Source organism: Legionella maioricensis (assembly GCF_023618015.1).
Taxonomy (GTDB): Bacteria; Pseudomonadota; Gammaproteobacteria; order Legionellales; family Legionellaceae; genus Legionella; species Legionella maioricensis.
In genome coordinates this window covers 24,665-51,647 of record NZ_JAJKBJ010000006.1, presented here as the reverse complement: position 1 = coordinate 51,647, position 26,983 = coordinate 24,665, and the positions used below count along the sequence as shown (strand labels likewise).

Sequence of the window (26,983 nt, the reverse complement as noted above, 5' to 3'; positions counted from 1 at the left end):
AAAGAAACCCCGGGGGATTTCTTGACTATGAACGAGATGGAGATTATTCCCACTCCAATGCGCCTCGTTTCCATTCATAAATAAAACCAATAACTAATAATCCAAGAAACAACATCATACCGCAAAAACCAAACCAGCCGATTTTGCGCAATGCCAAAGCCCATGGAAAAAAGAAAGCCGTTTCCAAATCAAAAATAATAAATAATATCGCAACCAGATAAAAACGGACATCAAAAGGAATGTGCGAACTTTCAAATGCGCCAAAGCCACATTCATAAGGAGCATTCTTGGCACTATTCGGGCTGTGTTTTGAAAATAACGAACCAGCACCTATCATCACCAGGCCAAGAACCAGTCCAATGATAATGAAAACGAGAACGGGTAAATATTGAGATAGCATCAGTTCACCTTGCTCGGATTAAATGGTGCCGAAGGCCGGACTCGAACCGGCACGGCTTACGCCACCGCCCCCTCAAGACGGCGTGTCTACCAATTCCACCACTTCGGCATATTTTAATAAACAGCATGTTTGTGCATCTTGAGAAGATGCCTCAAATCTGCCGATCAATTATCTTATTGTTTTCCACTCTTACTGCTGTCAACCGGTACCGGAACTGAGTTCACTGGCACAGTAGTTTGTTGAGGTATAGCCTGTTGCTCTGCTTTTTGGTACTGAGTTGAGACCATATAAGACAGCATTAGGCTGGTGACAAAAAATGTCAACGCTAAACCACCGGTTAATTTAAATAAAAAGCCCCCTGTTCCCTGACTTCCAAATAAAGTATTTGAAGCACCAGAACCAAAAGCTGCGCCAATATCGGCACCTTTACCATGTTGTATAAGCACTAATCCGATTAAGACTACTGCAATCACTACATGAATCATTAATATCAATTGATACATTTCACAATTTCCACAAACTGTTTAGCATTCAACGATGCGCCCCCTACCAAGCCACCATCAATATCCGGCATGGCAAATAATGCCTTTGCATTATTTTCGTTTACGCTGCCTCCATAAAGAAGGGGTAAACGCTCAGCATCACTATTGTTTATACCTGCAACCAGCCTTCTAATAAACTGGTGTACTTCTTGTGCCTGTTCTGGTGAAGCAGTTTTGCCAGTACCTATTGCCCAAACAGGTTCATAGGCAACGACACATTCACGAAAGCAATCTTTACTTTTTTCACTCACTGCGAGCAGCTGTCTGGCAATTACTTGCTCTGTTTGTCCTGTTTCTCGCTCAATAAGTGTTTCACCAACACAAAGAACGGGTATCATACCATGATCTTTTACATGGTGGAATTTTTGTGCGACAAAATTTTCATCTTCACCAAAATATTGTCTCCGCTCGGAGTGCCCTACCAAAACATAAGAACAGTTAAACTCTTTTAGCATAGGTGCAGATAACTCTCCAGTATACGCACCCGCGTCTTTTGGAAAGACATTTTGTGCACCAACTGCTATTTTACTGTTACTCAACAATTCATTTACCATAGGAAGATAGATGACTGGAGGCATCACCACGACTTGAGTAGTACTATCGCATTCAATTAACTCTTTCAACTGATTGGTTAACTGAATCACTTGCTGAGTTTGGCCATTCATTTTCCAATTGCCAGCAACTATTTTATCTCTCATCGTATCTCCCACTTTCTGGGAGCGACTATACCCAAACTTATTCCAGATGTGTAGCACTATTCTCTATTTTTTTTATTAGCAATAACATTCTTACCCATTATTATTATTTAGTTGCCTCTTGCTTAGTGCATTGATTTAGTTAAAATCGTAAATGGACTATACAAGGAGTATATATGATGAAACGGATCATCCTGCAACTAATGAGCGAGCTTTCTACTTTAACTGCCCCTTTTAATCCGGTCGATATAAAAAAAATTTTTGCAAAACACCCCCCTCTTGATAAAACTCAGCTACCGCCAGAATTAACACAACATGCCGAAGAGTTACTTGCTTTAATGGATTTAACAGAACAAAGTTTTAATTTGGCTAATCAGCGTCACGGTTTAAGTGAAGAACAAGACCGCCTGATTCATCTAACCGAGGATGGAGGTTTAACACAACAAAATATTCATAAGCTTCAACAACAGATGCATGAAAAAATGGAATTAGTAAGTAATTCTTTCCAGCAACTGTTGCCCCAAATAAATGAGAGCTTACTAAAACAAAATAAATTAATTCCGCCTTATAGCGCTACAGTAGACAGCAAAACACAAAGATTAGCCGTAGAAGAATATAATTCTCAATTGTCCCAAAGCCTTAGTGAAATGGACGCTCAGGCTGCGGCTTTGACACTCTGTCAGCTAACAGAAACCAGAAATAGTTTAATTGAAGAATTAAAAACGCTTGGGTTCAATCTCTCCGCTAAAGGTGGTAAAGACAATATTCAAAAATTAATCTCTTCTATTACACTGTCCATAAGCCAGTTAGAAAGCATAAAACCTAAGGCGATAGAACTGCATCAGCTCTTTGCGAAACAAATATCGATAATTGATGTCCAAACAAAAATTAAAGAGCTGGAACTGCAAACGGCTAGTATTATAGAGCAGCTGGAATCCACTTCATTAGAAATTTCTATCAATACACTGGACCTTAAAGTAAAAAAAAGATTATCAGAAGAGTTTAAAAACAGTACTAATAAATCAGAGTTAATTCAAACTTATCACCATAAGCTTCCCGGGGCTTTATCTTATATCGATCCTTATGCATGGAAATCCTGGATTCAAGATCAACACAAATATGAGGTAGGCCAACTAGAAACGCAAAACTCGGTCAGTTACTTACAATTACTGGAAAAAGAACACACTCTAATATTAAGTAAAACTCGTCTTGATGAGCAAAAAAAGACATTAAACTTATTGACGCCAATGGCTCCGAGTAGCTGTGAAGAAGAATTAGAGATAAGCAAATTGGTAGAACAAGCCCAAATTTTACTTAAGGCATGTGCATTACTAACAACACCAATTACTACTCCTTCAGGTTCTTCTGCTTCTGACTTTTATCTTGCATTACTTTCTTATATCCCCGTTATTGAGCAAAAACTTGAACTAATGGCTATAGTTTTAGTGAAACTACAGAAATTAGACAGTTTGGATATTAAAATACTCCAATTAATGGCTCAATATAAGTTGGAAGAAAAAAATGACCACTCAGCCAATCGAAAAGACCTCGAAGAGTTAACGAAACTTATTGAGACCCCACAAACCGCTAAGGATGTTTTAATCCAACAGTTCGAATTATGTAAGTCTTTTCTCACCAATGCGGCAGAGTTAGAAGAGATAAAGAAACAACTGCAAGCAGCCATAATTCACAAAAAAAATATCGAATTAACCTTAAGTGTTAGTCATCTTGGGGTTCCAATACCAGATCAACTTCACACTATATCAGAGCAACTGTCTGTACTGCTCCTTGCAATATCCGGAAGTATAGAGAAAATTAACAATTTACCGTTATTGAATGAAAAACCTGAGGAACCGCAGACTTCTTCTCTCGAAGAAGAGCATCATGTAACCTCGTCTTTAGTCACGCCTCATGTTCAAGTAAGCTTAAACCTAGACACGCTCCCCATACCGAGCCAGGACGACATTACCGAGCAGCAGCCTTCATTCTCCGAAAATGGAGATCATAAGCAATCAACCTCTGCCGTTTCAGCCAGTTTAAACCAAGCCCCCTCTGTACTACATCTCGATGAAGAACCTACTAAAGCCATAATGTCTCCTGAAAAAGAATCCTCTACACCAATCCTTTCTTTTGCAACCCAATTGCTTGAGGAGCAATCCATTTCTCCGCCTCTAAGTGGTCTAGATTTGAAACCAGAACAACTGACATGTGATATTCCGACCAGTACCATTGAGCCTTCACCTGAACAAATTTTTTCTGCTTCATTGCCAACAGAGGAGACAAGCGAAGAACAATTAGATACGGTTGGACAAGGCTTAAATCATGAGCAACCTTCCATGAATAGAGAGACGAGCCTTGTTGATCAAACAATGACTTCTGACGAGATTCTCCTTGCTGCAGAACAGACCTTATCTCCTGTGCAAGCCCAAGATGAACTATTAGCTTCGCCTCGTTCAATTGATTTAAATGCATCATTAGGGCATATCCAAGAAAAAATTGAGGAGCAATTACCAATTCCCAATACAATAATCCTCGAATCAATAGAACCTCCGCTCACGGAAAGAGTATCTGAAGGGCAATTCGTTTCTACTTCTCCAGTCGCTTTACAGTCAGAACAACCAACGATACCTATGCTAGACAGTCCAGCAACACCATTGATATCTACAGATACTGGTGGCCTTGTTCCAAAGCAACCATTGCTGCCTAAGCCGATTAGCCCCGTGGAACAGTTGACTGATGAGGCAATGATCGCCACTTCAAGACAGACTTTGGCTAGTGAAGAAGTAGAGCAAAAAATACCCATTAAACAGTTAATGTCCTCTGATAAAATTGTCTCGCTGTTACAACAACCTTTATCTGCAAAAGAAGTACACGACGAACCCTTGGTTTCCATTGCACCCGTTTTAAAATCCAAGCAAGCCCCTCCCCTCATCAAAGATAGTCCGGAGGAACAATTAAGTTCTTTACCACCTCATAGTCAAAGAGAGAAAGTTGAACCACTGGAATCTGCAGATGATATGACTCTGACGTTGGCGATGCCCTCACCAACAATATCCAATGAATCGCAACAACGACAGAATTGGTATCAACAAAGTCTTATCTCACTAAAATACCACCCAATTGATATTCAACAATGGTGCATGAACGTATTCAATGCCGTTGAAAAATACACCAAGGAGGATGATTCTTATAAAGCATCTCATCTAATAAGAGACATTTCATTTGAATTACGATTTAAAAAGGATTTAGATGTTATTAAATCCTATATGCGCCGGTGCCCTGTTCCAGAAAAAGATCTAAACCAACTATTGGCATTGAAGCCAGCTCTCCCCCTGAGCGATGAGCCTTTTAATGACGCAACTGATTTACTGGATGTTCCTTTAGCATTAAGGCCGCTTTATGAACAATGCATGAGATTAAAAAAAGAACATCCTATTGAAGGTGAATTATTGTTGCAAGCCCTTCACTCATTACGTATGGCAAAGATCCTCATTGATACACCCCATTCTAATATTTCAGTAACTCAAGTCCCTTTTCTTTCTGTAGATCCCAGATACGAGCCATTGAAAAGGCATAGAGGATTTTTTAAAGTTTGGGAGGCAATAGAAGATTTCTTTAGAATGCTTATAGGAAAAATTATGGGGCAGGCAGAATTCGAATACACCAAGAGGCCTTGCTTTTTCAGGACTAAATCAGCTCGGATGATTGAGGAAGCAGATCTACTAATTCAAAAAGATCTGCTGCCCATATGCGCTACTTAAGCGGATTCTTTGGTCTCATTGATCTTTGAGTCAATGAGGCTAATGTGATCGCATAATTGTTGAGCATGCTCTCTAACAACAGACTCATTTATCCCCTCGACCATAACGCGCAATAAAGGTTCAGTACCAGAGGGTCTGAGTAATACACGACCTTCACCCTTCAAACTTTCCTCTAAATTTTTGACGGCATGAACCACCAATGGGTTTGTGGCTAATAACGCAGCGCGATCGGTTTTTAAATTGACTAATGATTGGGGTAACAGAGTAATTCCTTCGGTTAATTGTTGCAAAGTCTTATCCTGTTTTACCATAATTGACAATACTTGAAGTGCGGCCACAATACCATCACCTGTCGTTGTTTTATCTAGACAAACAATATGTCCTGAAGTTTCTCCGCCTATTTTCCAGTCTTTGTCGCGCAATGCTTCTAGTACATACCTATCTCCTACTCTAGAACGAAGAAAGGGAATGCCTAAAGATGAAATTGCCAATTCCAAACCATAGTTACTCATCAAAGTTCCTACGACGCCGCCGTGCAGTACCCCTCTTTGATGGCGATCTTTGGCAATAATATAAAGGATTTGATCCCCATCCACTATATTACCCTGAGAATCGACTAAAACCAGTCGGTCACCATCTCCATCCAGGCCAATACCAATATTCGCGCCTGTACTCAATACCTTGCTTCTCAGGAGTTCAGGCGAGGTTGAACCACACTCTTTATTAATATTAAATCCATTCGGTTTATCTCCTATGGAAATAACATCTGCACCTAACTCTGCGAATACATTAGGCGCTATGTGATAAGTCGCTCCATTGGCACAATCCACCACAATTTTTAAACCGGATAATCGAGACATTGAAGGAATGGTGGATTTACAAAACTCTATATAACGACCTGTTGCGTCGCCAATCCGCGTTGCCTTACCCAGTTTTTCTGAGGACACCGTTTCTAATTTTTTATCCAGTTCCGCCTCTATGGCGAGCTCTACGCTGTCAGGTAGCTTACCCCCATCCGCAGAGAAAAACTTAATACCATTATCTTCAAATAAATTATGCGAGGCACTAATTACTATTCCTGCATTAGCTCTAAGAGTTTGCGTTAAATAAGCGATTCCTGGTGTAGGCATCGGTCCCAATAATGCCACATCCACGCCTGCAGCAGATAAACCTGCCTCCAAGGCCGACTCCAGCATATATCCTGATACTCGTGTGTCTTTGCCTATTACAACTTTTTTTCTGTGCCCATTCGCCAGTACTCGTCCAACTGCCCAACCTAGCTTTAGTACAAACTCTGGATTAATACTCGACAGCCCCACATGTCCGCGTATGCCATCAGTGCCAAAATATTTACGTTGACTCATCCTTACCTACCTCTTTATTAAATCATCCAGGAAATTACTCTCAAATTATTTTTCTTCCTAACTCGCCTGACAGATCGCATCGATCATCTGCAAGGCCTGATTTGTTTCACTAACATCATGAGTTCTGAGAATCCCCACGCCCTTAAGAGCAGCATAAACTGCGATGCTTATGCTCCCAATTAAGCGCTCACCCACTTCTTTATTCAATACTGCTCCAATGGTACTTTTGCGTGACACCCCCAAAAGAATGGGTAAGTTAAAGTGTTTCAAATCATCCAAATGGCAAATTAAATGCAGATTATTTTTTACCAATTTCCCAAAACCAAAACCCGGATCCAAAATTAACTGTTTTTTTTCAATGCCGGCATTAGTACAAGCATCAATACGTTCATCAAAAAACTGACTGAGCTCTGCCATTACCCCATTGGGATATTGGGGATTTTGTTGCATATTCTGGGGTTGACCTTGCATGTGCATTAAACAAATAGGAACTGCCAATTTGGCAGCCATGGCCAATGCCCCGTCTTTTCGCAAAGCATAAATATCATTAATAATATTAGCGCCTGCTCGAACAGCAGCCTCCATTGCTTCGGGTTTATAAGTATCAATGGAAATACAAATATCGGAATGACAACGAATTTGCTCTATGGTAGGTATTATTCTACTTAATTCAATGCCTAAAGGGACTTGAACTGCTCCTGGTTTCGTTGATTCCCCCCCGATATCAATTATATCAACGCCTTGAGCGATTAAATTAAAAGCGTGCTCGCATGCCCTATCTACCGATAGAAATTTGCCGCCATCAAAAAAGGAGTCCGACGTGATGTTCAACACGCCCATAATTAATGGCTTTTCAAAGGAAGTATGCATATTGGGCTGACTTTTTCGCTCCAGCCAGCCGGCAAATTGATTGGGGGTCACCTGGTTCTCTCTGTTAACAACCTAATATAAAATCAATGCTCTTCAGCAGGATTCTCTATAGTTTCGCCATTAACTATTTTAGCAGGTGCTTCCTCCACGACGTCTACCTTATCCAAAGGCTTGGAAGAACCCCAGTCCTCGGGAGGCGTAGGTTCTTTTCCAGACATAATTTCCTGGATTTGTTTAGAATCAATAGTTTCGTACTTAATCAAACTCTCGGCCATCAAATGCAATTTATCCATATTGGTAACCAGAATTTCTTTAGCTCTTTGATAATTCCTATCGATAATTGCTCGTACTTCATCATCAATTTGTTGAGCAGTTCGGTCAGACATTTCCTTGTGCTTATTCATTGAGCGGCCTAAAAATACCTCTTCTTCTTCTTCGCCAAAAGTAAGTGGACCTAAAGCAGATAAGCCCCAGGAGGTAACCATTTTACGCGCAATTTCGGTGGAGCGCATGATGTCATTGGATGCTCCAGTGGTTACGCTTTCAAGACCGAAAATAAGCTCCTCAGCAATCCTTCCACCAAATAAACTGGATAATTGACTTTCCAAGCGACGCTTACTGTGACTGTATCTGTCTTGTTCTGGTAAAAACATAGTCACACCAAGTGCTCGTCCCCGAGGAATAATGGATACTTTATAGACCGGATCATGTTCAGGAACAGACAATCCAACAATCGCATGTCCCGCTTCATGATAAGCAGTTAGTTTTTTCTCATCCTCATCCATCACCATGGAGCGTCTTTCTGCACCCATCATGATTTTATCTTTGGCTTTATCCAGCTCCTGCATGCCTACTTTACGCTTATTGGCTCTAGCTGCAAATAAAGCTGCTTCATTAACCAAATTAGATAAATCAGCACCGGAAAATCCTGGAGTACCTCGTGCAATAGCCATTATCTCCACATTGTTATCAACAGGAACTTTCTGTAAATGTACTCTTAAGATTTGCTCCCTGCCTCTGATATCTGGCAAAGGAACGACGACTTGACGGTCAAAACGACCTGGACGTAACAATGCAGGATCTAAAACATCAGGTCGGTTAGTTGCTGCCACAACGATGACGCCTTCACTGCCTTCAAAGCCATCCATTTCAACCAATAGCTGGTTAAGTGTTTGTTCTCTTTCATCGTGACCACCACCAAGACCAGCGCCTCGATGTCTACCCACTGCATCAATTTCATCTATAAAGATAATACATGGAGCATGTTTCTTTGCTTGCTCAAACATGTCACGCACCCGTGAGGCACCTACACCCACAAACATTTCCACAAAGTCCGAACCGGAAATAGTGAAAAAAGGTACTTTGGCTTCACCCGCAACTGCCCTGGCCAATAAAGTTTTACCCGTACCAGGTGACCCTACTAATAATACACCACGGGGAATACGTCCGCCTAAACTTTGGAATTTTGTTGGATCACGTAAGAAATCGACGAGTTCTTTCACCTCTTCTTTAGCTTCATCAACACCAGCTACATCGGCAAAAGTAACTTTGACTTGATCTTCGCCCAGCAAACGAGCACGCGATCTACCGAAAGACATCGCTCCTCGGCCGCCACCACCTTGCATTTGCCGCATAAAAAATACCCAGACGCCAATCAGCAGTAACATGGGGAACCAATTGATAAACAAATGCAAGAGGAAACTCTCTTGCTGTTTTTCCTGCCCACTGACATCTACTTTGCCTTTGAGCAATTCACCTAATAAGGCATTATCTTGCATAGGCATATAAGTGACAAAGCGTTTATTGTTTTTCGTCATCCCTTTGATGATTTTGCTATCCTCAATCGTAACTGAGTTCACCATGCCCTGATCTACTTCTTTCAAAAATTGGCTGTAGGAAACTTTCTCAGCAACAGAGTTACGAGGGCCAAAGTTACTGAAAACAGAGACTAGAACAATCGCTATAATCAGCCATAAAAATAAATTCTTAACCATATCGTTCAAAGTATTAACCTCGTTAGTTACTTACAGCCTTGTTGTGAGAACCATAACTACGGCTCTTGTGAATTAAATCACCTAAAAACACTGCATCTTCATCCATAAGAATATCTATAAAGCTACTATAAATTATAGCCCTTTGCCAGCAAATAGGTTTCTTTTGAACGAGATCGAGAAGCAGATGGTTTACGTATTACCACTTTCTCAAAGGATGCTCGCGCCTGTTTTACTAAATCATCAAAACCCGATCCATGAAAAATTTTAACTAACATGGTACCTCCAGGTTTTAACATTTTTTCGGCAAAATCAAAAGCTAACTCGACCAAGTACATGGCTCTTGGAATATCTATTGCAGCACTACCGCTCATATTTGGGGCCATATCTGATAATAACAAGTCTAAACCACGCTCAGGAATTAAATTTATTAGCTCCTGCAAGACGTCATCTTCCCGAAAATCCCCATGAATGAAAGACACGTCGGGCAAAGCATCCATAGGTAAGATATCTAAAGCCACGATAAGACCATTTCCTTGCAGTTTTTCAGCAACATATTGAGTCCACCCCCCTGGAGCAGCCCCTAAATCGACGACAGTCATCCCAGGCTTAAGAAGCGATTCTTTATCATCCACTTCTTTGAGTTTATAGACTGCTCGGCTTCTGTAGCCTTCAGCTTGTGCTTTTTTTACATAAACGTCATTAAAATGCTCATCCAACCAACGTTTACTGCTTTTAGTACGCTTCATAACCATCAAATTTTATATGGATTTGCCTATGATACTGAATTTTACTACCTTTTCCCAGCAAAACGTGCAATAATTTGCCATTTTATCAATCAGGAACAAGAAAGTGGACACTTCGTTCAAACAATCACTTAAAGCGCAAGCCCATCATCTAAAGCCAGTTGTCCTTCTTGGCGCTAAAGGACTCACTGAAGCTGTTGTTGCAGAAACTAATATTGCATTACTTTCCCATGAGTTAATTAAAGTTAAAATTAATGGCGCGGAAAAGGAAGACCGATTAGTAATGGCAAACGAACTATGTCAGCAATTACAAGCAGAACTGGTGCAAATGATTGGAAATACCGTGATCCTGTATCGCAAAAATGAAGAGAAACGTTAATCCATTAATATGACCCGCAATGGGTCTGATGAGATGCTCCCCATAGCAAAAACCTCATCTCGAACGTAGTGAGAGATCTTTTGGCATGAGTACCTGTGCCGCATTCGGAGATCCCTCACTACGTTCGGGATGACGTGCACAAGCTAGCCATAGAAAAACTAAGACAAGGGATTGTTAAATCTTTGTAGATATAAGACCCCGAATTGATAAGACGCGTAATCCGTAAGATGTCCTGCGTCACGATAAATAGGAACGCCATTGAGGTCTGCCTTACAAATATCATTCTGACATTGCACCTTTTTAGGATCAATTAATATCAGTTCCGGGTATTTAATTTTCATTTTATTAAATAAATCATCGAGCCATTGTTCTTTTGCTGACTGGGTCAAATGAAAGCTGCATTGTTCTGAATTATAAGGTTGGCGCAATTTAATATGTTTAAAAAAACAGTCATGGAAGTTTTCTTGCATCAAGGCCGTCGTTTTAATCAATACAGGCTTTGCCCCCGACCTTGTTATTATTTTTAATGCTTCATCCAGAGAAATTTCTATCCGCTGTTTGGTTAAGGGTAATGAACGCTCATCCCCTAAATGATTGATTACATTTTCAGATAAATAATTAATCCAAATTTGGCCAATCATCACATAATCATAATGATTATCTTGAATCATATGATAATATTTTTCAGTTTGATCGCGGCACTCTTGATACACTTGATTTTTAAAATGCCACCAATCATAAAGAGCAATTCCCGGCAAGGTAAGACAAGATGAAGTCCCTTGAGCCAATATGGAAATATTAGCAGCCTGTCCCAAAGTATCCATGAACCCCCAGTAATGATTAGAAAAAGAATCTCCGATCATAAAGCCTGTTTTACTATTGAAATTTTTAGCACCTATTTTGCATTGAGCTTCAATATCCGTTTTATTATTACTAATACACAAAGGTCTTCGTGGGCTATTAAATTGTTCTAATTGCTGATAAATGGTAACCAGCTCCTGATTAAAACGTTGAGGAAATCCCGAGTGCGTTTTGATTAAATAATCGGTCGCATGAATCACCAGTAGAGGAAATACCACTAAACTGCCCACCGTATAACGGAATTTAATTTGCTTCAATCGTCTGGAAGGTATTTCAATATATTGCCAAGATAGATAGGCGAAAAGAAAAGCCGCGCAGTAAGCCAATAGCAAAACAGCGGGCGTCTCTACTATACTGTGGTATCTTAACGTTGAAAATACAGCCCAATGCCAAATGTAAAGTGAGTAAGACAACATTCCAATAAAAACCAAGGGACGCAGAGAAAGCAGTTTGACTACCAATTCAGTTGGATAAAAACGTCCCAAAACGATTAATAAGCCAGTTGCTATGCAGACCGTAAATGCGTACCAATTCGGATATCCAAGAAGAATATGATTCAGAGTGGCAATATAAAAAATCGTTAGCAGCGCTCCTCCTCCAATCCCATTTAAAATATATTTATTAATGGCAATGGGACGAAACGGAATTAGAGCAATACATGATCCTATTAAAAATTCAAAAATTCGACTCGAAAACTGATAATAGGTTTGTGCAGGAAGGGCTTTTGAATAATGCAAAGAGAGGAGGAAACTGATAAAAGTAAGAGCATAGAGGACTCGAATCACATTACGTCGACTAAATATCCGGTATAAACCATACAAGACCAGGGGTAAAATCAAATAACATTGCCACTCTATTGAAAGAGACCAGGTATGTAATAAAGGCAGCTGGTGAGTATCAGAGGAAAAGTATCCTGTAGTTGTTTGATTAAAAAAAAGATTGGAGATGAACAAAGAAGTTTTTCGTGCGCTTCGACTGTATTGAATTAAATCTTCAGGTAAAAAGAACAATAATGTAACTATCGTGGTTAAAAAAATGAGGCAAACCAACACAGGTTGTAGTCGCCATAATCGTCGATTATAAAAATCCACAAAAGAAAAACGATCGTTATTCAATGAATCATGAATAATGCTCGTAATGAGGAATCCTGATATAACAAAAAATACATCAACCCCTACAAATCCTGAAGGGAAAAGAGACAGTCCGCCATGATAAATAAGGACCAGTAAAATCGCAATTGCTCTTAATCCATCAATATCAGGTCTGTACTTCATTGAGATAATTTCGTTTAAAAATGATCCATCTTATCATTTTGCCCCTAATTCATGAACTGTTTTCGCATGAAGAAGCCATTAAATATTTTTATCCCCACACTTGCAAATGAGAATCATTATCATTTATATTGATAGCATCAAGGGCTTTTCTTTGGAGATTGGCATGGCTTTAGCGTATGGAAATTTTCATGAACTGAGTCACCAGTTACGCTTTTTATTATTTGAAATCGGCATAGGGTTGCCGCAAAGCAGCATTGATTATTTTATCACTTTGGCGCATAAGAATGCCTTACAACGTCTACAGCATTCTGCCCTTATGGAAGGATTAATTAACTCCCCCATAGCCAGTCATCATGTCCATGATTTTATCGATCAATTGCAAGGAACATTAAAACGGTCCAATCCGGCAAGCCAATTTTATCAATGGAAGAATATTCGTGATGAATTAGATGAGTCCATTGCAAATCATGCTTTAGCTCTGGCCTATAAACAACGCTGGGATGCTCAGATTTGCTGTGAGGCAAGTCAATATGACAGTCTTTGGTCATGGATAAATAGTAAACAGACAACACGCCAGGCATTCCTGTTTCTGGAACAGTGGGGATATCAAGGTCATCCTTCTTACCCAGGTTTTCGTGCCAAAATGGGATTTACGCGACGAGAAGTATTACAAAACTCACCTGAATTTCAAGCAAAAATCAGCCTCCATTGGTGTGCCTTAAGTAAAAATCAAATGAGCATGAATCCTGATTCCATTGATTTAAAGGCATTAATTGCTCGTGAATTTCCACATGAATTTAAGCTATGGCAAGAAAAATTAAAATTTAGCCATATAAATCCCGAAGAATATATCCCTGTTCCTGTCCATCCCTGGCAGTGGCGCAATAAATTACAAATAACGTGCAGTCAACTGACCGATAGTAAATCACTTATCTTATTACCACATCATCAAACAGTAATACCCTCTATGTCTGTTGATACCATGATGCCAATAGATCAGTCTAATACGTTGATTAAACTTGCTATTAACGATCATGCTCGTGATCTAAATGAGCAATTCTACGGCTGTACCCTATCGCGCTGGATAAACTCTTTGTTAACGCAGTCAGGCCATTATCAGAATACCTTATTTTTAGCCAACGATTTAGCTGGACTTAACGTAGATAGCCCATCTATTCCTAAATATTGTCAAAAGGAATTATCCGTTAAACTTCTTCAACATCCCGTGAGTCTGATAAAATCAGAACAAAAAATAGTTCCCTTAATGAGCTTATTTGCTCATTCTCCATTATCAAATAAACCGCTCCTCATTGAAATGATTAAGGAGAGTGGTTTAACTCCAATAAATTATTTCAACCAATATTGTCATAAAGTTTTATCAGCCCAACTGCATTTACTATTGAAATACGGAGTCGCATTTGAAGCTCTGCCTCACAACACACTACTCATTTTTTCTGAGCAAAGGCCCCAAGGCTTAATTTTACGAGATCTTGAGCAAATTAAAATTGCCTATTCTGCATTCTTTGAAGACAATGACAAGCCTGATTTACCCGCTACCTCAAGAATAAAAACCAGCAGTCTCGATAAATTAAGAACCGTTTTTATTCATGGCACACTGCAAAATAATCTAGGACATTGGATAAATAGTTTAACCCAGGAGTATCAACTTGATGAGCAACAATTATGGCATGTGGTATATCAAGTGATGCAAACGATATTAAATGAACTCGCTAAAGAAATTCATCCCTCTATTCTTAGCTGGCAAAAACATCAATTATTGCATGATACGTGGCAACATCAATGTTCATTAACCATGCGTTTGCGGGGTACCATCAATAAAGATGTCTATAGAGCTCACCCCAATCCGCTGAATACTTTATATTAGAATCAGATGACATTTCATGAGGAAAAAAATTAGGGTTAATGAATAATAAAGTGTTAAAAATGCATCCTTCATCGTTCAACATCAGATAGCTGGCTCAATAACGTGACAGCAGCAGCGGTATTGTATAAACTAGCTCTACCACTGCCATTACACATCCAAGATTGTGGATGTAATTTTTGGCGCAATACATTCCCTCAGTACGTTAAGTTAAATGGGGGTAATTAAAATTATCGCATGACACATGATACTAAAACACATACCTAATGCATTGACCTTATTTCGGTTAGGGCTGATTGTCCCATTTTTGATGTATTTATATCATCATGAATACGTTAATGCATTTTATACATTTATCATCGCCGGGTTTACCGATGGATTAGATGGCTGGCTGGCCAGGCATTTTCATTGGCAAAGCACCTTTGGTTCTTTTGTCGATCCTATGGCTGATAAATTGTTAGTGGCTTCCAGTTTCATCTCGCTGGCTTTAATAGGCTCGTTACCCTGGTGGTTGGTCATTCTTGTCTTTCTTAGAGACTTGAGTATTTCTATTGGTGTGTTGGTCTGGTATTGGTGTATTCAACGTAAACTGGATTTTGTGCCCTCTTTATTAAGTAAATTCAATACTACCTTCCAATTGGCTCTGGTCACTTTATGTTTATTTGAATTAGCTTACTTTAAATTTCCGCATTATCTGGTCAGCGTTTTAATCTACCTAACCGCATTCACTACGGCCACTACTTATATCGATTACTTTTGGACTTGGGGCAGGAAAGCATGGCCCAAAAAAGATCTGGCCCAATGAACACTCAGCTGGCTTTAACAATAAAATTAAACGATGAAGCGACCCTTACTGACTTTAATTGGGAAAACAATACCCTTCTGCAACAACAATTGCAAAGCATGCTCACCCTGCAAGAAGATAGATTATTGTATCTATGGGGGCCTAAAGGCAGTGGAAAATCACATTTATTACAAGCCTGCTGCCAAGCTGTCAATTTAGTTCAATCGGCTATCTATCTGCCCTTAACCCTTCTTAAGGAGTGGGGGCCGCAAACTATAGAGGGGCTAGAAGAACAAACGTTAATTTGTATCGATGATATAGACGTTATAGCCCATGATGCAGCATGGGAAGAAGCTTTATTTCACTTATATAACCGAATCAAGGATGAGGAAAAAAGTCTTTTAATTATCTCTGGAAATCAGCCGCCGGCAATGCTCGCAATTAATCTTGCTGATTTACGCTCCCGACTTGCCTGGGGATTGGTCATCCAATTAAATGAATTAAGTGATGAAGAGAAAATAAACACATTAAAGCTACATGCTTTTAAACGAGGATTTGATTTGCCTGATGGTGTTGCCCAGTTTTTACTAAATCGTTGTTCGCGAAATATGCATGATTTGCATCAATTGCTCAACCGATTAGATGATGCGTCTCTGGCCGCCCATCGCAAAATTACAATTCCTTTTGTTAAAGACATCTTAAATATTTAAGACGAGATGAGCAATTATCGCTCTATTTGACAATTTTATAGATGAGGCCATACCTAAAGAAGTGTCTGCATCCTAGAGAATGGATAAGTTTTTTACACGAGGCCTTAGCCCCACTAAAGGCGGGAAAGATGTTCGATGGAGAGAACAATGAATAAACATAGAGTAACTGCTATTAACTCTTATTGGATAGACAAACAACAAACCAATATTCCAGAACAGTTAATCAAAAAGTTATACCAGTTTCTCACTTCCTATTATCATTTGCCCAATCAAGAAAAGTTCAATCGTCTTATTCTCCGCATGGAAGAAAATGGGGAATTAATAATTCATCATGGTATAAATCAGGAAATCGCTGGATTTTGCCGAACGCTCAGGCAATCAATTATCGTTGGTAAAAAACAAGTTATTACCTACTCTGCCTTAATTTATCTGAATCCCCAGTACCATGTATGTCCCACTGTAGGCAGCGCAGGACTGACTGAGGCAATAAAATATAAGCTGGCTCATCCTCAAGAAGAACTTATTTATGTGGCATTTGCCGATAGTCCGTTAACCTATGAGTTCCTCTATAACCTGAGCGACTCTATTTATCCCAAACCCTTACAGAGAGTTCCGGATCAAATAATAACCGTTATTAACGCATTAAAGAAACAAAGTGGACTTATATCAACCTGCAATCATCCTATGGTTGTCAACTCATTGATGTTGCCGGCTAAAAATAAAATTTTACCCCTGCAGGATGAAGGAAATGAAACCAATGAATTTTATGTATCAGCCAATCCAGACTATCTGCAAGGTAACTCATTATTAGTCTATATACCACTTCACTTGGCAAACATTAGCTATGGTTTAAATCATCAAGACACTACTTACATTCAAAGAGCAAAATCTCTTCCGAATCAGAAGTATCAATCTTCCGGGCTACATCCTTCTTAGGATGGAATGAATAGATGTTGTCACTGATTCTTACTGGGGCGGTAGAGACATTTGGAACTGACGTTACAACTTGTTCACTCTCTGTCGCGTCAATACCATCCAATTTATTTTGAAGCTTCACCAAACGATTGGCTAACTGTGCAGTACTGCTCACTTGTTCTTTTAAGTTTTCCAGCTTTTTTTCTTCTTTATCCAGATGCTCTTTATCGCATAATTGCTCTATTTTATCTTCATCTAATCCAAACCAACCACTTACCAGTTTTTTAAACCCTGCTTGCTCGATGTACCAATAAAGGGTAAATGCCGCTATTCCTACAATTACACTAAATAAAACCACTGGCCAAAAAGTTGGCAAAACTGCAGGAATAAAAAGGCCTGCAATAAACATGGCAACTGACTGTCCCGCAAAAAAACCACTACCAAAAAAAAGTAAGCCGGCAGTGCTTGAGGCGATGAGTTTAGCTATCTGCATTTTACGACTATTAAGAGCTGTTTCAAATTGGGAGCTTGCTTCGGTTAACTCTTGAAAACGGCGTTGCAGCATAGTAATCATATTTTCTAATTGGGTTAACTCCTCTGCAGACAGTTCAGCAAACTTATAGGTATTTATTCTTCTTCTTATGCCTTTAATTTCTTTCATTTGCAACAAATAAACGTCTAATAATTTAGGAGCATCCCTTAAGGTTACACCTAAATTTTTAGATACCTGCACTAAGTCAAAACCATAAAAAACCAGTATGGATAAAATAGAAAAACCAAGCCCCGCAATAAGAATAAACATTGAAGGCAAAGATAAAACACTCAACATGGTGGTGATACTATCAAAGCCTTCACAACCAGCTAATAAAGTACCCGCAAGCGCTAAAAGTCCGACTTTTATCTTGGCAACCCAGGTCGAGTTTTCCTCTGCATTATTCTCAGGTAATTCCCCCCCCATAGAGGTCAATAAATCACGCAACAACTCTGCACGTAATGAAGCAAGGATAAACTCAATTTCCTTTTTGACTCGAGTGTCGGTATTGGGAGGTTGGGTTATTTCATCGTGTAACCAGGAAATTAATTGTATGGAATCAATGGGTGAATAAAAATGGGCTAAACGACTTGCATGCGGTTGGCATAAGCTCAAATATTTAGCAATCAACTCCTGAGAGCGCGTGCTTAATACTACCTCCACCCCCATGCTCATTTTTTTTCACTCCAATTCGTATTAATACATCAACCAGGAACTATTGACCATTCATCTTTAGGTGTACTGGTAACGGCGTAAACTTAGAGAAAATTGCAGCCTGGATGGAGCGAAGCGTAATCCAGGATTAAGGCTCGAGTCAATTTCGATCCTGAGTTACGGCCGCGCCTTCGCCCAGGCTACATCCTGCATCCCTTAAGTTGACGCCATTGGGGTACTGGGGTTGATTAAGGCAACAACGCCGAACAAATCGCGAGACATCGAATGCCAATGATCAACAAACCTATTTATAAGTCGTTTAATATACCACAAATAATGCGCATTGTTTAACCAATTTTTATTGGATACCGTGTATCTACATGAAAGATAAGCATTATTAATTTACTTCATCCACCCCCAATAACCAATAAATTCATCAACTAACCTAAAAAACGATCAACGATTTACTTGCATTTGATAATAAAATGAATCAATGCATAGCAAATCATATACAATCATAGTATTATGCCAAAAAATTTAGTTTAGGATTGATTGAATGGGTATCGTTAAAATTTCAGATGAATTGCATGATGCGGCAAAAATTATGGCAAAAGCAATGAGCCGATCTGTTAATTCACAAGCAGAGTATTGGCTGCGTATTGGGAAAGTAGTTGAAGAAAATCCATCTTTTACTTATGCAGACGCAATTAACTTTTTGGTCACTCAAGCCGCATTGGATACAAATAATGATATTAGTGAAAACGCCTGAAGAAATTCAAAAAATGAGAGTTGCAGGACGCCTGGCTTCTTCCGTATTAGAAATGATAGAAGCATTTGTTCTGCCTGGAATAACTACTGGAGAGCTGGAGCAGATCTGTAGAAAATACATTGTTGATGAGTTGCAGGCTATTCCTGCCTCATTAAATCACCATGGATTTCCAGGCTGCATTTGTACTTCTTTAAATCATGTGGTCTGTCATGGAATCCCCTCTGATAAGAAAAAATTAAATGAAGGTGACATTCTCAACATTGATGTTACGGTAAAAAAAGATGGATTCATCGGTGATACCAGCAAAATGTTTTTGGTGGGTAAACCCAAACCTTTTGCCGAACGGCTAGTGAACGTAGCTCAAGAATGCCTTTATAAAGCAATAAGTATTGTTCGCCCAGGGGTGCACCTGGGGGATATTGGCCATATTATCCAGCAATATGCCGAATCTCATCATTACTCGGTAGTCAGGGAGTTTGGTGGTCATGGTATAGGCCGAGAAATGTGGGAAGAACCCCATGTGTCCCATTTTGGGCGGCCGAACTCAGGTTTACAATTGCGCGCTGGAATGACCTTCACCATAGAGCCTATGATTAACTTAGGCAAGAAAGAAATTCGAATGTTATCGGATAATTGGACTGTAGTGACTAAAGATCATCGCTTGTCTGCTCAGTGGGAGCATACTATATTGGTGACAGAGACAGGTTATGAGGTTCTGACCGCCAGACAAGAAGAATGCATTTAAGCAAATTGATTGGGGTTTGGAAATGATCTTATGTTCACCCACAGGATCTTTTCCAAACCGATTGAGACTTAATGAACTATTCTTCTAATGACTGGGAATATAAGTAGTAGAATATTCAACTGTCTCTATTTTATTGTCTTCTTTAACTGAATAGGTTGCGATATAACGGTCCAGACGTGGTGAGAGTAACCACATACACAAAGCAATAATTAGAGTCACGATACCTATCCAGGCAAATACATCCGTATAAATCAGCAGTGATTCAACCCCTGGTTGGATGTTGGTGGGAAGAGCTGTATAAGATGCTACTGTTGCCCCGATAAAACCCGCGACAGCCGAAGTTAAAAACCACATCCCCATTACGAACCCCGCAATTCGCGATGGAACTAATTCAGCAACCATTGCCACACCCAAGGCAGAGACTAGTAACTCACCAAGGCTTTGAAATAAATAACTAAATATTAGCCACCATGAAGAAACCATCCCATTGCCAGTATAAAAATAACGAGCAAAATAGAGCATTAAAAAGCTCACCCCACACATGGTCATGCCTAAAGCAAATTTATACGGAATGGCAAATAAAATACCTTTTTTATTAAGCTTGCCGTAAAAATAAGCCAGTACAGGGCTCATTAAAACGATCCAGATGGGGTTTAAAGCCTGAAAGCTTTGCGCATCAATGGTAATTCCGAAGAAGGTGGGTGTCACATTATGTACAGCAAATAAATTAATTGACGTAGGCATTTGTTGGTATAAGGTGAAAAAAATAACTGCCTCTACCATTAAAGCAAAGGCAACCAACATCCTCATATGGGATGCTTTACACTCCTTGCGCATCAAGTAAACATAAACACTGACCACAATGAAGGTAATCCCCCATAACAGATTTTTAGCGAGCATGACGTGCTGTAATAAATAGGCAGCCCCCTCCGTAACAATCATTATTCCAGCTAAAACAATAGCCCACTGGGGCGCAGTAATAACCCGCTGGTCAGCCAGTGTATTGATATGCGCCACATGTTGATGTTGAAACCAATAATTGACAAGACCGAGAACCAAACCCACAGCGCTAAGAAAATAGGCATAAGAATAGCCGTAGCGACTGGCAATGGCAGGTCCCGCAAATAAAGCCACCATACTGCCTAAATTGATTGCCATATAATACAGCGTAAATCCACCATGCAAACGAGGATCATGCTCTTCGTAACATTTAGACAATAAATTGGATGGATTGGCTTTAAACAAACCATTGCCAACACAAATCAATCCCAAGGCAAGAAAAACATGCTGTTTGTCGGTAATCGCCAGTGAAAAATAACCTGCTGTTAATACAACAAGTCCAAGAACTATGGTGCGTTTCGTCCCCAGCACTCGGTCTCCCAGATAACCACCAATGACCACCATCCCATAAACTAAGGCTGAATACGCGCCAAAAGTATAGTAAGACTCGACGTCACTATAACCGAGGTAACGAATAAAATAGAGGGTCAGAACTCCCTGCACCGTATAAAAGCCAAAACGCTCCCATAACTCCAACATGAAAATCATGTGAAATGCGCGCGGTTGCTCACGAAAAGGGGCAGCATGATTTTATTCCTTGGGAGGGTAAATTTTTAAAGTAAAGGAATTTCTTATTTTTTGCAATGAGCTTTTAAATAGGCTCTAAGGACTTTCCTGTTCCGTATTAATCTCCCTATCGTCCTCCTCTTTCACCTCTTTTCTGCCATTAGGAGTAGGCTTGGTAAAAAGATGAGACACTCTTTTTGCATCCTTTTCTTTTTCTTCCGCAGAAGGCTCGTCTACAGAGAATGACTTGTCAACAGCAGCATTTTCCTTCTTCAACCCTGCCAATGCGCCAGCTGTTGAATCATGCCTATGTTCTGCGATGCTTTTTTTAGGGTCCGGTAAACATTCTTCCTTATCAGCAACAACTGTATCGTTTTTAACTGCCTCTGCATTGAGTCCTAAAGATGAAGCCTGTTGCTTTTCTTTAGTATCAGTCAGGATATTCTCATTCGCCAGACTTTCACTGGTAACATAAGATCCAAAAACACTCTTAGCCTTGCTGATAAGCCAATTCCCTAAAAGCATGACGACAGGAGCGGTGAGTCTGGCGACCAAATAGACACCACCTGCGACTGCAACACCGGTTAATATTCCTAAACCGACCATCGGAAAAAACAAGGACAGAGACAAACCAATAATGGTAAGGGAGGACAAGCACACTCCAAGTCCTTTATCTACAACTTGCATTATGCCCACTTGAGCCATTTTTTGTTCTATATGTAATTCTCTGTTTTTTAATATTTCCAACGTGGCGTGTTGTGCGTCATAACGTTCACGTAATATTGTGATTTTCTGATAAATTTTTATAATCTCATCTTCTTCGGTCGCTTTGCTTAAGCGTTCTTCTAAATCCTTTGCCTCTTGCTGAATTAACCGCATTTCATCTTCTTCAATCTTTATAATTTTTTTTATTTCTCTATTTTTCTTACCTAATTGATAGCGTTCATACAGGGTTTTACCCAACAAAAATACGCCCACAGAAAGACCAATACCGGCGCCCACGAAACCAATCACTGTTGCCGCAGCAGGAACAGTCAATGCGATGATTGAAAGGGTTAATAAGAGACCCGAATACGCCCATCTGGCATTATTATCCAGAGTAAGTGGAACTTTCTCATTTAAAATGTAAGCCGCAAGGTAAATAATGGGGATACGAACAAAATCAAAGGCAGCCATGGCAACTGAACCAAAATGAAATGCGTGACCTATGGTTTGACTGCCTGGAGTTTCCTGTAAACTGTCCTGTAAACTACTAATCCGATCGCCTATCTTGACAATCGCATCACCAGTGTCATCGACGCTTTGTAAAAAATTGGATAGCCAGGGGATTCTTCTAGCGGCAATTTTTAATAAAGAGCGTTGACTTAAGGCGATTAATTTATAATCTACAGTTTTCTGCATCATGTTCAATTGCCCTAAAGCATGGTCTTTATCCAGTGTTGCATTCATATCATCTTTATCAGAGGCCATTTTTGCTACCCGAAAAAAGAGTGGATACTATAAATATATCAATAAAATATTAAGAAAATATGATGCACCTATTGTTTTCTTGCTAATTAGCCCTATATTCAACTATATTTCCTAATATAGGCAATAAGAATAAGTCATCATGGTAAAAAAAGCTCTATATCTGGCAGGTGGTGGTGCACGAGGCGCGTATCAGGCGGGGGTTTTAAAAGCAATTGGTCATATTTTACAAACAAAAACCCTTCCTTTTGATATGGTTAGCGGTGTAAGTGTGGGCAGTATTAATGCCGCCATACTTGCGGAGAATGCTGATGATTTTCCTTTAGCTCTGGATAAATTGGAATCCATATGGGGAGAAATTCATTGCCAACAAATTTATAAAGCAAGCAATTATGAGTTAGGCAAGTCAGTGATGCGAAATTTAAGCACCTTAATTATTAAACAACGACAATCAGGACATTTGCTTGATACCTCTCCTCTCAAACAATTTATTGATGAAACCATTGATTTTTCGCGTATTGAACAAAATATAAATGCAGGCTACTTGAATACTCTGGAAGTAATCAGTCTTTGTTATGAAACCCATCAGACTATTTCTTTCTATAATCACAACCATTCTGAATTTCAAGATTGGAACTACCCACGCCATGGCAGTCAACGCGCCAATATCAGCGCGGAACATATTTTAGCATCCAGTGCCCTACCCCTATTCTTCCCGACCATTACCGTGGACGGTTTTCATTATGGAGATGGCAGTATTGGATTGGTCGCTCCTCTGCGAGGAGCTATACGTTTTGAAGTGGATAAAATTCTAATTTTGGGAACACGTGAACTGCCAGAGTTTACTGATTCTGAAATGCTAAGGAATGGCGAAGTTCCCTTTGCCAGCATTTTAGGTAATATGTTGAATGGATTATTTTTAGATAATCTTGATAGAGACATTGAAATGGTTAATCGCATGAACGAAATAGCCACCCTTCTTTCAATGTGGAAAAAACGCCGTTCTCCTTGGCGCCCTATCTCGACACTCCATTTACGCCCTAGTCGAGACATGGCATTTCTGGCTCAAAATCATTATAAAACGATGTCGGCTTTGCTAAGGTATTTATTAAATATCCTCGGAGCTAAAAGCCATTCTGGTGATCTATTGAGCTTTTTATTATTTGAAAAAGAATTTACTCGAGAACTTCTCGAGCTGGGTTTTCAAGACACCATCGCCAATGCCAAAGAAGTGACTGCTTTTTTTGCCTAATGTTGCCGTAGCAAGCTTAATACAGGCTCTGTTTCAGGCATCACTGCATTCCAGATGAAAAAAGCCTCGGCAGCTTGCTCAACCAACATCCCGATGCCATCAACAGCATCACATCCCCAGTTTTTAGCATAATGAACAAAGGGAGTTGGTTCTTTTTGCTTATAAGCCAAGTCATAGCATACTGGTTTTTGAGACATCACGTTTTCAGGTACAGAAACAGTTTTTCCTGCCAAACTAGCGGAAGTAGCATTGATTATCAAATCAAAACTCCCTGTTACCTTATCAAGTTCAGAACATCTAACCAGGGGAAAATCACGTTGAAGCTCGATGACCTTTTCTACAGTTCGATTGGCAACCGTCAAGGTATGGGGATTAGCCCCCAGTAAGGGATGGATAATTCCCCGCGCCGCGCCACCAGCACCTAATATCAGAATGTTTTTCCCCTGTAGTTCAATGTAGCGAGTCAAATCACGAATTAATCCTATGCCATCTGTATTATCAGCATGCAATTGATTCTCTTGCAGCCACAAAGTATTAGCGGCTCCTGCTAATTGACAGCGAAGCGTACTCTTTTGAGCCATAGCAAAGGCTCTTTGTTTAAAGGGCAAAGTCACATTAAGCCCCTTGCCATCGCGGATAAAAAAATCAGATACTTGCTGTTCAAAGTGTTGCTCATCACCCTTAATTTTTTCATACGTTAATTCAATATTCATTTGATGAGCGAAATGCTGATGAATAACAGGAGATAAACTATGGGTAATTGGATTACCAATCACTGCAAATCGCTTCGACATTGTATGTTCCTCTATTTTTTTGGTTTAGTGGGGTGCCTTATTAGCAATACAATACAGGCAGCCAATTTATCGATTAACGTTTATCTCAAATTAAAGCCTGGCAATCAAGTTGCCCCCCTTATCAAGGATTTTAATCAATTTTTGCAGCAACGAGGGCTCTTCCATGCGTATCACATTACTCCTTTTATCGATCAGTATCCGCTCCACATCACTCTGTATCTATCCACATATGAAGAAAAACAGCTGGCGAAGATTATCAAGCAGACCCAATGGTTAGCCAAAAAACAAAAACGAATACCCATATCCACTTGTCAATTTATGGCCAGCCCTAGTGGTTATGTCATGTTATCAGTAAAGCGTACCAGGCAATTACAAGAATTAAGCAATCAAACATTAACTTCGCTGGCTGCATTACGCGATACCACGGCATCAATTCCAGATTGGGCCGCTGAAGATACAGAAAGACGCAAGCTTTTTACCCAATGGGGTAGTACTAGCGTAATGAATTTTTTCCAACCCCATTTTTCTCTTTTTGATCCGGAGTCTCTAACTGCAGAGCAGCGAATCCCTTTATATAAAAAACTGGAACAGTTAATCGAGCAATATAGCAAAACGCATCAACTTGAAGTGCAAGCAGTGGCCTACGCTATAGGGATTGGTATTGCCGATAAACAGGGACAAATTGTAAAAGAGCTAGGCGCCTTTGCATTAAATGGAGCTCCCTAGTCCTCGAAAGAAGTCTAATAGCTGAATGCTTATAAAGAAGAAGTGAACTGTCCCTGCTCTTCCATTACTTTTAAACTTTTACCCGAAGACCCCTCCGCCTCTGTTTTTCTTTTATTAACGACCACTTCATCTTTTCTCGCCCAATTATAATCAAGATATGCTCCCAATCTCCTCTCTTCTACATCGCGCACACCAGTGCAGCCAGCCCAGAAAACCACCCGCCCTTTGACCTGTTGCAAAACGGTGGCCAAAGAAAAATAGTTCTTATTCTTGGGATCAGACTGCAGATCATATAATACTCTACCAGTCAGCGGTTCTATGACTCTAGGTTTTGGTAATGAATGGTCATCATCGACAAGACACAAGTTAGGAAGCTTTTGCGGTGTTTGTCGATTAAAAAATGTTGGGTAAGGATTAATACTAGGCTCTTCTTCGGAGTTTTCTTTTTTTATCACCGCAACATTATTGGGATCAAATAAGTCGTTTTCGATATCTACAGCTAAATTATCACTCAGCCCCCCACCTTCCCCAGAGACCAACATTACTGTGGAATCCACTGCTTCTAAATCTACGTATCCATCCTTTAGATACCAAACGCCATGCCCAGAACAAACCGCAGATGTCTGTACCACTCCGGTATCGATGGCAGTTAATAATGTTTTCAAAAAAGGTAATTTTTCCATATCTTTTTTCAAAACCAGCAAATCCTGTTTTACTGATTTCTTGACCAAAGTCGACGCAAGTGCTGTATTAAGCACACGATAAGTTTCTAATATTTGCCAGCTGACTAATGTGTCATAATTATATCGGTTAGGGCATTTAATAAATATGGCAGCAATTTTTCTGCTGTAATAAGCCAGAGACCTATCTTGTTCTAATAGCACATGGGAAAAATTAACCTCCTTAGAGTGCATGTATCTAAGGATTTTTTTTTGGCCTAATGCCTTTTCAAATAAGGCCAATAAAGTATGTGGGGATTCATTTAGTCTCATTATTCGACATGCCATTTATTTTACATGCCGCGCATTATATGTTCTTATTATTAAGAGACTATTAATACTGCCAACAATTTTACCAATGACAACACATTGCTCAGCAATTTATCAAGCTCATCGATAAAAAATAGAATGGAACTTTTGTGTATTAAAATCTATTTAAGGAACATCTGTCGACAATTAAATCCGCTGCATGCTATTTGGATTCAATGGCACGTAACTTAAGGGAATTTAGGATGACCTAGCCTGGGTGCAGAGCCGGGTAACCCGCGAGCTGTGGCAGGAACCCCCGGGGTACGCTGCCGCCGC

Annotated in this window: 22 protein-coding genes, 1 tRNA gene and 1 pseudogene; 10 read left to right on the top strand and 14 right to left on the bottom strand. The window is 39.8% G+C overall.

Annotated elements, in window-relative coordinates:
- Nucleotides 1-43: 43 nt before the first annotated feature.
- From LOX96_RS06855 to tpiA, 4 genes are all read right to left on the bottom strand, one after another.
- Nucleotides 44-400: an NADH-quinone oxidoreductase subunit A gene (locus LOX96_RS06855; RefSeq protein ID WP_250420859.1), complete on the bottom strand. Its 357-nt coding sequence runs from the start codon at nucleotides 398-400 to the stop codon at nucleotides 44-46.
- Nucleotides 401-423: 23 nt separating this feature from the next.
- A tRNA-Leu gene (locus LOX96_RS06850) sits at nucleotides 424-508 on the bottom strand.
- A 65-nt stretch (nucleotides 509-573) separates the two neighbouring features.
- A complete protein-coding gene (gene secG, locus LOX96_RS06845) occupies nucleotides 574-903 on the bottom strand; it encodes a preprotein translocase subunit SecG (RefSeq protein ID WP_250420858.1) in 330 nt (109 codons plus the stop codon).
- Nucleotides 891-1,640: a triose-phosphate isomerase gene (tpiA, locus tag LOX96_RS06840; protein WP_250420857.1), complete on the bottom strand. Its 750-nt coding sequence runs from the start codon at nucleotides 1,638-1,640 to the stop codon at nucleotides 891-893. The genes secG and tpiA overlap by 13 nt, the downstream gene beginning before the upstream one ends.
- Before the next feature lie 173 nt (nucleotides 1,641-1,813).
- On the opposite strand from tpiA, the gene LOX96_RS06835 reads away from it, so the two are divergent.
- Nucleotides 1,814-5,398, top strand: coding sequence for a hypothetical protein (locus LOX96_RS06835; RefSeq protein WP_250420856.1), 3,585 nt, complete (start codon nucleotides 1,814-1,816; stop codon nucleotides 5,396-5,398).
- On the opposite strand, the gene glmM is transcribed toward LOX96_RS06835, so the two are convergent.
- From glmM to rlmE, 4 genes are all read right to left on the bottom strand, one after another.
- Complete coding sequence (gene glmM, locus LOX96_RS06830) at nucleotides 5,395-6,762, bottom strand: phosphoglucosamine mutase (protein ID WP_250420855.1); 1,368 nt, start codon at nucleotides 6,760-6,762, stop codon at nucleotides 5,395-5,397. The two genes, LOX96_RS06835 and glmM, sit on opposite strands and share 4 nt — an antisense overlap.
- A gap of 57 nt (nucleotides 6,763-6,819) precedes the next feature.
- Entirely contained in the window at nucleotides 6,820-7,632 is an 813-nt protein-coding gene (gene folP, locus LOX96_RS06825; RefSeq protein ID WP_284498332.1) for a dihydropteroate synthase, read from the bottom strand.
- Nucleotides 7,633-7,715: 83 nt separating this feature from the next.
- The gene (gene ftsH, locus LOX96_RS06820; RefSeq protein ID WP_250420960.1) at nucleotides 7,716-9,626 is read right to left on the bottom strand and encodes an ATP-dependent zinc metalloprotease FtsH; all 1,911 of its coding nucleotides are present in this window, start codon (nucleotides 9,624-9,626) and stop codon (nucleotides 7,716-7,718) included.
- 125 nt (nucleotides 9,627-9,751) lie between these two features.
- Nucleotides 9,752-10,372 carry a 23S rRNA (uridine(2552)-2'-O)-methyltransferase RlmE gene (gene rlmE, locus LOX96_RS06815; RefSeq protein WP_250420853.1) on the bottom strand — a complete coding sequence of 207 codons (621 nt, stop codon included), beginning with the start codon at nucleotides 10,370-10,372 and terminating at the stop codon, nucleotides 9,752-9,754.
- A gap of 103 nt (nucleotides 10,373-10,475) precedes the next feature.
- Here rlmE and yhbY point away from each other — a divergent pair, with 103 nt between their 5' ends.
- The gene (gene yhbY / locus LOX96_RS06810) at nucleotides 10,476-10,748 is read left to right on the top strand and encodes a ribosome assembly RNA-binding protein YhbY (RefSeq protein ID WP_250420852.1); all 273 of its coding nucleotides are present in this window, start codon (nucleotides 10,476-10,478) and stop codon (nucleotides 10,746-10,748) included.
- A 158-nt stretch (nucleotides 10,749-10,906) separates the two neighbouring features.
- Here the strand turns inward: yhbY and LOX96_RS06805 are convergent, their stop codons facing one another.
- Nucleotides 10,907-12,883, bottom strand: a complete 1,977-nt coding sequence (locus LOX96_RS06805; RefSeq protein ID WP_250420851.1) for an acyltransferase family protein — start codon at nucleotides 12,881-12,883, stop codon at nucleotides 10,907-10,909.
- Between the two features lie 163 nt (nucleotides 12,884-13,046).
- Here LOX96_RS06805 and LOX96_RS06800 point away from each other — a divergent pair, with 163 nt between their 5' ends.
- From LOX96_RS06800 to LOX96_RS06785, 4 genes are all read left to right on the top strand, one after another.
- A complete protein-coding gene (locus LOX96_RS06800) occupies nucleotides 13,047-14,768 on the top strand; it encodes an IucA/IucC family protein (RefSeq protein WP_250420850.1) in 1,722 nt (573 codons plus the stop codon).
- A 241-nt stretch (nucleotides 14,769-15,009) separates the two neighbouring features.
- Complete coding sequence (locus LOX96_RS06795; RefSeq protein ID WP_250420849.1) at nucleotides 15,010-15,570, top strand: CDP-alcohol phosphatidyltransferase family protein; 561 nt, start codon at nucleotides 15,010-15,012, stop codon at nucleotides 15,568-15,570.
- Entirely contained in the window at nucleotides 15,567-16,259 is a 693-nt protein-coding gene (gene hda / locus LOX96_RS06790) for a DnaA regulatory inactivator Hda (protein WP_250420848.1), read from the top strand. Before LOX96_RS06795 ends, hda begins: the two co-directional genes overlap by 4 nt.
- A 147-nt stretch (nucleotides 16,260-16,406) precedes the next feature.
- Entirely contained in the window at nucleotides 16,407-17,195 is a 789-nt protein-coding gene (locus LOX96_RS06785) for a hypothetical protein (RefSeq protein ID WP_250420847.1), read from the top strand.
- Here LOX96_RS06785 and LOX96_RS06780 read toward each other — a convergent pair.
- A complete protein-coding gene (locus tag LOX96_RS06780) occupies nucleotides 17,125-18,381 on the bottom strand; it encodes a hypothetical protein (RefSeq protein WP_250420846.1) in 1,257 nt (418 codons plus the stop codon). The genes LOX96_RS06785 and LOX96_RS06780 overlap by 71 nt on opposite strands.
- Before the next feature lie 535 nt (nucleotides 18,382-18,916).
- Between LOX96_RS06780 and LOX96_RS06775 the strand changes: the two genes are divergently transcribed.
- Together LOX96_RS06775 and map are read left to right on the top strand one after the other, a co-directional pair.
- Nucleotides 18,917-19,129 carry a ParD-like family protein gene (locus LOX96_RS06775; protein ID WP_250420845.1) on the top strand — a complete coding sequence of 71 codons (213 nt, stop codon included), beginning with the start codon at nucleotides 18,917-18,919 and terminating at the stop codon, nucleotides 19,127-19,129.
- On the top strand, nucleotides 19,107-19,874 hold the full coding sequence (map, locus tag LOX96_RS06770) for a type I methionyl aminopeptidase (protein WP_250420844.1): 768 nt from the start codon (nucleotides 19,107-19,109) through the stop codon (nucleotides 19,872-19,874). Before LOX96_RS06775 ends, map begins: the two co-directional genes overlap by 23 nt.
- Before the next feature lie 84 nt (nucleotides 19,875-19,958).
- On the opposite strand, the pseudogene LOX96_RS06765 reads toward map, so the two are convergent.
- Together LOX96_RS06765 and LOX96_RS06760 are read right to left on the bottom strand one after the other, a co-directional pair.
- Nucleotides 19,959-21,449: pseudogene (locus tag LOX96_RS06765) on the bottom strand (oligopeptide:H+ symporter); the annotation flags it as partial.
- Nucleotides 21,450-21,536: 87 nt separating this feature from the next.
- Nucleotides 21,537-22,910, bottom strand: coding sequence for a hypothetical protein (locus LOX96_RS06760; protein WP_250420842.1), 1,374 nt, complete (start codon nucleotides 22,908-22,910; stop codon nucleotides 21,537-21,539).
- A 136-nt stretch (nucleotides 22,911-23,046) separates the two neighbouring features.
- On the opposite strand from LOX96_RS06760, the gene LOX96_RS06755 reads away from it, so the two are divergent.
- Nucleotides 23,047-24,159 (top strand): patatin-like phospholipase family protein, encoded by a 1,113-nt coding sequence (locus LOX96_RS06755; RefSeq protein WP_348645826.1) that lies wholly within the window; start codon nucleotides 23,047-23,049, stop codon nucleotides 24,157-24,159.
- Here the strand turns inward: LOX96_RS06755 and aroE are convergent.
- Nucleotides 24,156-24,953, bottom strand: coding sequence for a shikimate dehydrogenase (gene aroE / locus LOX96_RS06750; protein ID WP_250420840.1), 798 nt, complete (start codon nucleotides 24,951-24,953; stop codon nucleotides 24,156-24,158). The genes LOX96_RS06755 and aroE overlap by 4 nt on opposite strands.
- On the opposite strand from aroE, the gene LOX96_RS06745 reads away from it, so the two are divergent.
- The gene (locus tag LOX96_RS06745; protein WP_250420839.1) at nucleotides 24,912-25,679 is read left to right on the top strand and encodes a DUF1045 domain-containing protein; all 768 of its coding nucleotides are present in this window, start codon (nucleotides 24,912-24,914) and stop codon (nucleotides 25,677-25,679) included. The two genes, aroE and LOX96_RS06745, sit on opposite strands and share 42 nt — an antisense overlap.
- A 29-nt stretch (nucleotides 25,680-25,708) precedes the next feature.
- On the opposite strand, the gene LOX96_RS06740 is transcribed toward LOX96_RS06745, so the two are convergent.
- A complete protein-coding gene (locus LOX96_RS06740; RefSeq protein WP_250420838.1) occupies nucleotides 25,709-26,671 on the bottom strand; it encodes a DUF6863 domain-containing protein in 963 nt (320 codons plus the stop codon).
- Nucleotides 26,672-26,983 lie beyond the last annotated feature (312 nt).

Excerpts from the sequence above, each read along its gene's own strand:
- LOX96_RS06740 (WP_250420838.1), bottom strand. The coding sequence starts at position 26,671 with ATGAGACTAAATGAATCCCCACATACTTTATTGGCCTTATTTGAAAAG.
- LOX96_RS06745 (WP_250420839.1), top strand. The coding sequence starts at position 24,912 with ATGGGTAATTGGATTACCAATCACTGCAAATCGCTTCGACATTGTATG.
- tpiA (WP_250420857.1), bottom strand. The coding sequence starts at position 1,640 with ATGAGAGATAAAATAGTTGCTGGCAATTGGAAAATGAATGGCCAAACT.
- secG (WP_250420858.1), bottom strand. The coding sequence starts at position 903 with ATGTATCAATTGATATTAATGATTCATGTAGTGATTGCAGTAGTCTTA.
- LOX96_RS06795 (WP_250420849.1), top strand. The coding sequence starts at position 15,010 with ATGATACTAAAACACATACCTAATGCATTGACCTTATTTCGGTTAGGG.
- LOX96_RS06760 (WP_250420842.1), bottom strand. The coding sequence starts at position 22,910 with ATGGCCTCTGATAAAGATGATATGAATGCAACACTGGATAAAGACCAT.
- rlmE (WP_250420853.1), bottom strand. The coding sequence starts at position 10,372 with ATGAAGCGTACTAAAAGCAGTAAACGTTGGTTGGATGAGCATTTTAAT.
- glmM (WP_250420855.1), bottom strand. The coding sequence starts at position 6,762 with ATGAGTCAACGTAAATATTTTGGCACTGATGGCATACGCGGACATGTG.
- ftsH (WP_250420960.1), bottom strand. The coding sequence starts at position 9,626 with ATGGTTAAGAATTTATTTTTATGGCTGATTATAGCGATTGTTCTAGTC.
- aroE (WP_250420840.1), bottom strand. The coding sequence starts at position 24,953 with ATGTCGAAGCGATTTGCAGTGATTGGTAATCCAATTACCCATAGTTTA.
- LOX96_RS06835 (WP_250420856.1), top strand. The coding sequence starts at position 1,814 with ATGATGAAACGGATCATCCTGCAACTAATGAGCGAGCTTTCTACTTTA.
- hda (WP_250420848.1), top strand. The coding sequence starts at position 15,567 with ATGAACACTCAGCTGGCTTTAACAATAAAATTAAACGATGAAGCGACC.
- LOX96_RS06800 (WP_250420850.1), top strand. The coding sequence starts at position 13,047 with ATGGCTTTAGCGTATGGAAATTTTCATGAACTGAGTCACCAGTTACGC.
- LOX96_RS06775 (WP_250420845.1), top strand. The coding sequence starts at position 18,917 with ATGGGTATCGTTAAAATTTCAGATGAATTGCATGATGCGGCAAAAATT.
- map (WP_250420844.1), top strand. The coding sequence starts at position 19,107 with ATGATATTAGTGAAAACGCCTGAAGAAATTCAAAAAATGAGAGTTGCA.
- LOX96_RS06855 (WP_250420859.1), bottom strand. The coding sequence starts at position 400 with ATGCTATCTCAATATTTACCCGTTCTCGTTTTCATTATCATTGGACTG.
- LOX96_RS06785 (WP_250420847.1), top strand. The coding sequence starts at position 16,407 with ATGAATAAACATAGAGTAACTGCTATTAACTCTTATTGGATAGACAAA.
- LOX96_RS06805 (WP_250420851.1), bottom strand. The coding sequence starts at position 12,883 with ATGAAGTACAGACCTGATATTGATGGATTAAGAGCAATTGCGATTTTA.
- LOX96_RS06780 (WP_250420846.1), bottom strand. The coding sequence starts at position 18,381 with ATGAGCATGGGGGTGGAGGTAGTATTAAGCACGCGCTCTCAGGAGTTG.
- folP (WP_284498332.1), bottom strand. The coding sequence starts at position 7,632 with ATGCATACTTCCTTTGAAAAGCCATTAATTATGGGCGTGTTGAACATC.